This window comes from Planktothrix sp. FACHB-1355, from assembly GCF_014748295.1.
GTDB classification, from domain to species: Bacteria; Cyanobacteriota; Cyanobacteriia; order Cyanobacteriales; family Aerosakkonemataceae; genus Aerosakkonema; species Aerosakkonema funiforme_A.
Genome location: NZ_JACJUP010000371.1, coordinates 1 through 5,540, shown reverse-complemented (window position 1 = coordinate 5,540; position 5,540 = coordinate 1). Strand labels below are relative to the sequence as shown.

Annotated in this window: 1 protein-coding gene; it reads left to right on the top strand. The window is 44.0% G+C overall.

What is annotated here, in order from left to right; genetic code table 11:
- On the top strand, positions 1-5,540 hold a 5,540-nt coding region (locus H6S82_RS16135; RefSeq protein ID WP_191056419.1), incomplete at both ends, for a non-ribosomal peptide synthetase.

Sequence of the window (5,540 nt, the reverse complement as noted above, 5' to 3'; positions counted from 1 at the left end):
ATTTTAGCTAATAAGTCAAAAGCAATTACGCACGCTCCCAACTTAGAAAATTTACAATGGTTGGTTACAGATGGGATTGATTGCCATAGAGAAAATAACTGGCAAGAACCACCAATAAAAGGCGAAAATTTAGCATTTTTGCAATATACTTCCGGTTCCACAGCAACGCCAAAAGGCGTGATGGTAAGCCATCAAAATATTTTGCATAACCAGCGATTGATTCAAACAGCTTTCGGACATACAGAGGAATCGATCGTCGTTGGTTGGTTGCCGCTTTTTCATGATATGGGATTGATCGGGAATGTGCTTCAACCTTTGTATTTAGGGATTCCCTGCATTCTCATGTCGCCGATGGCTTTTCTGCAACGTCCCGTCCGTTGGTTACAAGCGATTTCTCGCTACAAAGCTACTACCAGTGGTGGGCCAAATTTTGCTTACGATTTGTGCGTTAAACAAATTTCTGACGAACAAAAAGCGAATCTCGATTTAAGTAGTTGGTCAGTGGCTTTTAACGGTGCAGAACCGATTCGTGCAGAAACACTTCATAACTTTGCAAATGCTTTTGCATCGTGCGGTTTTCGTCCCGAAGCTTTTCATCCCTGCTACGGAATGGCAGAAACAACTTTAATTGTTTCTGGTGGTTTGAAGGAAAACGCGCCAAAAATTCAATCTATAGAAAGTGCAGCTTTACAGCAAAATCGAGTAGTTACTATCGATCTGGAAAATACTTCTTGCCAAAATATTGTGAGTTGCGGTCAACCTCTTAAAGATACGCAGGTTGTTATTGTCCGTCCCGATAGTTTAACTCGCTGTCAACCTGATGAAGTTGGGGAAATTTGGGTAGCAGGTGGGAGTGTAACTCAGGGTTATTGGCATCGATTAGAAGAAACAAAACGCACTTTTCATGCTTATTTGACAGATAGCAGGCAAGATGACTGCTCTCAGGATAGCAGGCAAGATGCCTGCTCCACAAGAACATTTCTTCGCACGGGAGATTTAGGATTTTTACATGAAGGCGAATTGTTTGTTACGGGTCGTCTGAAAGATTTAATTATTATTCGCGGTCGCAATTACTATCCGCAAGATATCGAACAAATAGCTCAACAAAGTCATCCAGGATTGCAAGCTGGTAGCAGTGCGGCTTTTGCGGTGGAAATTGCTGGTGAAGAAAGATTGGCTGTAGCTTTGGAAGTGAAGCGAACTTATCTGCGAAACTTAAATAGCGAAGAGATAATCGCTGCTATTCGGGGTGCGATCGCAGAAAATTACGAATTGCCAGTTTGTGCGGTATTGCTACTCAAAACTGGCAGCATTCCCAAAACTTCTAGCGGCAAAATTAAACGTCAAGCTTGTCGCCTTGGGTTTTTAGAAGGCAGTTTGGATGTGGTCGCCAGCAGTATTTTAGAAGCATCTTATATTGCGGAACCGCAAGATAATCTAACTAGCGAAGATTTACTGGTAATAGAACCAGAATTGCGCCTATCTCGGTTAGAATCTTATCTTCAGGAACAGGTAGCCAAGATCCTGAAAATCCATCCGTCTCAGTTGACTTCGCAACAACCTTTAAATTATTTAGGATTGGATTCATTAACAACGTTTGAATTAAAAAACAACATTGAAATTAATTTCGGCGTGGTTTTGCCTGTAACCAGTTTCCTCAATGGTGGAAATATTTCTCAGTTGGCGATCGAAATCCTCGGACAATTAAAGGGGGAAACGGGGAAAGAGAAAAGTGAAAAATATAATCCCGATCGCCGATGGCTTTCTTCCGGTCAAAAATCACTTTATTTCTTGCAGGAATTAGCGCCAGATAGTGCAGCTTATAATATTGCGGGTGCTGTTCGCATTCTGGAAAATGTAGATGTTGCTGCTTTGCAACGCGCTTTTCAGAAGATTGTCGATCGCCATCCAGCTTTGCGAACAAGTTTCATCACTTCTGAAGGAGAAACTGTTGCACGAATTAATGAAAATGTAAAAGTTTGCTTTTCGACGGAAAATGCGGCGAGTTGGCGTGAGGATTACTTAAACGATCGCCTGATTGCAGAAACTCACCGTCCTTTCAATTTAGAGGAAGAATCGTTACTGCGAGTCAATTTGTTTGTGCGTTCGCTACAGTCACATATTCTATTGCTTGTTGTCCATCACATCGTTGCTGATTTCTGGTCTTTGGCTGCGATCGCAAAGGAATTAGGAATACTATATAAAGCGGAAAAAAATCGTACTTCAGTTGCTCTTTACCAACCAGCATTACATTATTCCGAGAGCGTTTCCTGGCAAATAGAAATGTTGACCGGGAAAGCAGGAGAAAGACTTTGGCAATATTGGCAAAAGCAATTAGCAGGCGAATTGCCAGTTTTGAATCTACCAACTGATAGACCTCGATCGCCAATTCAAACTTATCGCGGTGCAACTCATTATTTCAAACTGAATGCGGAATTAAGTCAACATTTGAAAAGTTTTAGTCGCGAGAAAGGAGCAACCCTTTACATGACTTTGTTGGCAGCTTTTCAAGTGTTACTTTATCGCTATACGGGACAAGAAGATATTTTAGTCGGTTCGCCTACGGCTGGTAGAAATCGAGCGGAATTATCGGGAATAGTTGGCTATTTCGTCAACCCGGTAGTGATGCGATCGAACCTTTCGGGAAATCCAAATTTTGCGGCATTTGTTGACAAAGTGCGTCAAACTGTGCTAGATGCTTTTGCACATCAAGATTATCCGTTTGGATTATTGGTAGAGCGACTTTTGCCAGTAAGAGAAGCGAGTCGATCGCCGCTTTTCCAAGTTATGTTCGTTTTGCAGAAATCCCATTTGCCAGAGTTAGAAAGTTTGGCATCGGTAGCATTGGGAGAAACGGGAACGCGGATAAAATTGGGCGAACTGGAACTGGAAAGTTTGGCGCTCCAACAGCAGACGAGTCAATTCGATTTGACACTAACGATGGGTGAAGTGAATGGTTCCCTTTCGGCTGCGTTTCAATACAATACAGATTTGTTCGAGGCTGCCACAATTGCGCGAATGGCAGGACATTTTCAGATATTACTGGAAAGTATTATTGCCAATCCAGAACAACCGATTTCAACTTTACCGATGCTGACGGAAAAAGAGCGGCATCAGTTAGTTGTGGAATGGAATAAGACCGATATTGATTACAAGAGCGATGTTTGTTTGCATCAATTATTTGAGGCGCAGGTAGAAAAGACACCCGATGCGGTGGCGGTAATCTTTGAAAAAGAACAACTTACTTATCGGCAACTGAACCAAAAAGCCGATCGACTGGCGAATTACCTGCAAAATTTAGGCGTAGCGCCGGAAGTTTTGGTGGGAATTTGCATGGAACGCTCTTTAGAAATGGTAGTCGGTCTTTTGGGAATTCTGAAAGCAGGCGGCGCTTACGTACCTTTAGATCCTAGCTATCCTCACGAGCGTTTGGCCTTCATGCTCGCCGATGCAGGAGTTGATATCTTATTAACTCAAGAACGACTTCTGGAAATTCTACCAAAATACAATGCGAAAGTCGTTTGCTTGGATAGAGATTGGGAAACCAAACTAGAAATTCAAAATCAAATCGAAAATCCCAAATCCCAAATCCCAAATCCCGAAAGCTTGGCTTACGTCATCTATACTTCTGGGTCAACAGGTAAGCCGAAAGGAGCGATGAACACGCACAAAGGAATTTGCAATCGTTTGTTGTGGATGCAGGATGCTTACCAATTAACATCGAGCGATCGCGTATTGCAAAAAACTCCTTTTAGCTTCGATGTTTCGGTGTGGGAATTTTTCTGGCCTTTGATAACTGGTGCAACTTTAGTTGTCGCTAAACCGGGAGGTCATCAAGATAGCGCTTATCTGGTGAGGACGATCGCTGAAGAAAAGATTACCACTATTCATTTTGTTCCCTCAATGTTGCAAGTGTTCCTGGAAGAGGAGGGATTAGAAAGTTGTAACTGTCTGAGACAGGTAATGTGCAGCGGGGAAGCGTTGCCTTTCCAACTGCAAGAGCGTTTCTTTGCTCGTTTAGATGCAGAACTGCACAACTTGTACGGGCCAACAGAAGCCGCCGTGGATGTCACCTTCTGGGAATGTCAGCGAGAGAGCAATCTATCCACAGTTCCCATCGGTCGTCCAATTGCCAATACGCAGATTTATCTGCTGGACGCTAATTTGCAACCTGTGCCAGTGGGAGTTCCGGGGGAACTGCACATCGGCGGTGTGGGAGTGGCGCGAGGTTATCTCAACCGACCCGAACTTACTGCTGAGCGGTTTATCCGTAACCCATTCAACCAGAATTTTGAGACCAATTGGTCTCAAAATTCTGAGGAAGAAAATTTTGGAACCAATTGGTTCCAAAATTCAGAATCGCGCCTGTACAAAACGGGGGATTTGGCCCGTTACCTACCGGATGGCACGATCGAATATTTGGGACGAATAGATCACCAGGTAAAAATTCGCGGTTTCCGAATTGAGTTGGGAGAAATTGAGGCGGCGTTGCAGCAACATCCTAACCTGCGGGAAGCGATCGTTTTAGTTCGGGAAACCGAGTCTGGCGAAAAACTACGAAAAGTCAATCTAGTCAGTCACCTGGAAGAAGACACTCAAATAACTGGTTTGCGCCGCTTATTAAAAGGTAAACTGCCGGAAGAATCGTCAGAGCAACCTGTTGAAAAGCGATTGGTAGCTTATTGCGTTTGCGATCGAAAACCAGCCCCCACAATTACCGAGTTGCATCGCTTCCTGAAAACGCAGCTGCCGGAATACATGATTCCTTCCGCCTTCGTTATGTTGGAAGCACTGCCTTTAATGCCTAATGGCAAAGTCGATCGAAAATCGCTACCCGTTCCCAACGCCACGCGACCGGATTTAGAAAAAGAATTCGTACCTCCAAATACTCCAGTAGAAAATGCTTTAGCGGAAATATGGACACAAGTGCTGGGGATCGATCGAGTGGGTATCCACGATAATTTCTTCGAGTTGGGGGGAGATTCGATCCGCAGCATTCAGGTACGGGCGAAAGCTCAAGAAAAAGGCTTGAATTTCTCTCTCGAACAAATCTTCGCAACTCAGACGATCGCCAAACTAGCGGCAGAAGTGACGATCGTCGAACCCAGTTTATCGACACAGAGAACAGCGCCATTGACGCTGATTTCTGAAGAAGATCGGCAGAAGTTACCCAGCGATGTAGAAGATGCCTATCCCCTAGCCAGAGTTCAAGCGGGAGTAATCTTCCACACTCAGCAAACTTCTGATTCTCCGATGTACCATGACATCTTCCATTACCATTTGCAAGTAAATCTAGAAGTTGAGCTTTTCCAAAAGGCGGTGCAGCAAGTGGTCGATCGCCATGCTATCCTGCGTACTTCTTTCGATCTGACTAACTTTAGCGAACCGTTACAATTGGTGAGCAAGAAAGTTGTACCTTTATTTAAAGTAGAAGACTTGCGCTCTTTGTCGCCGCAGGAGCAAAAGGAAGCTTTGTTTAACTGGGTGGAAGTTGAAAAAACCCGCAATTTTGATTGGACTTGTGCTACACTCATCCGCTT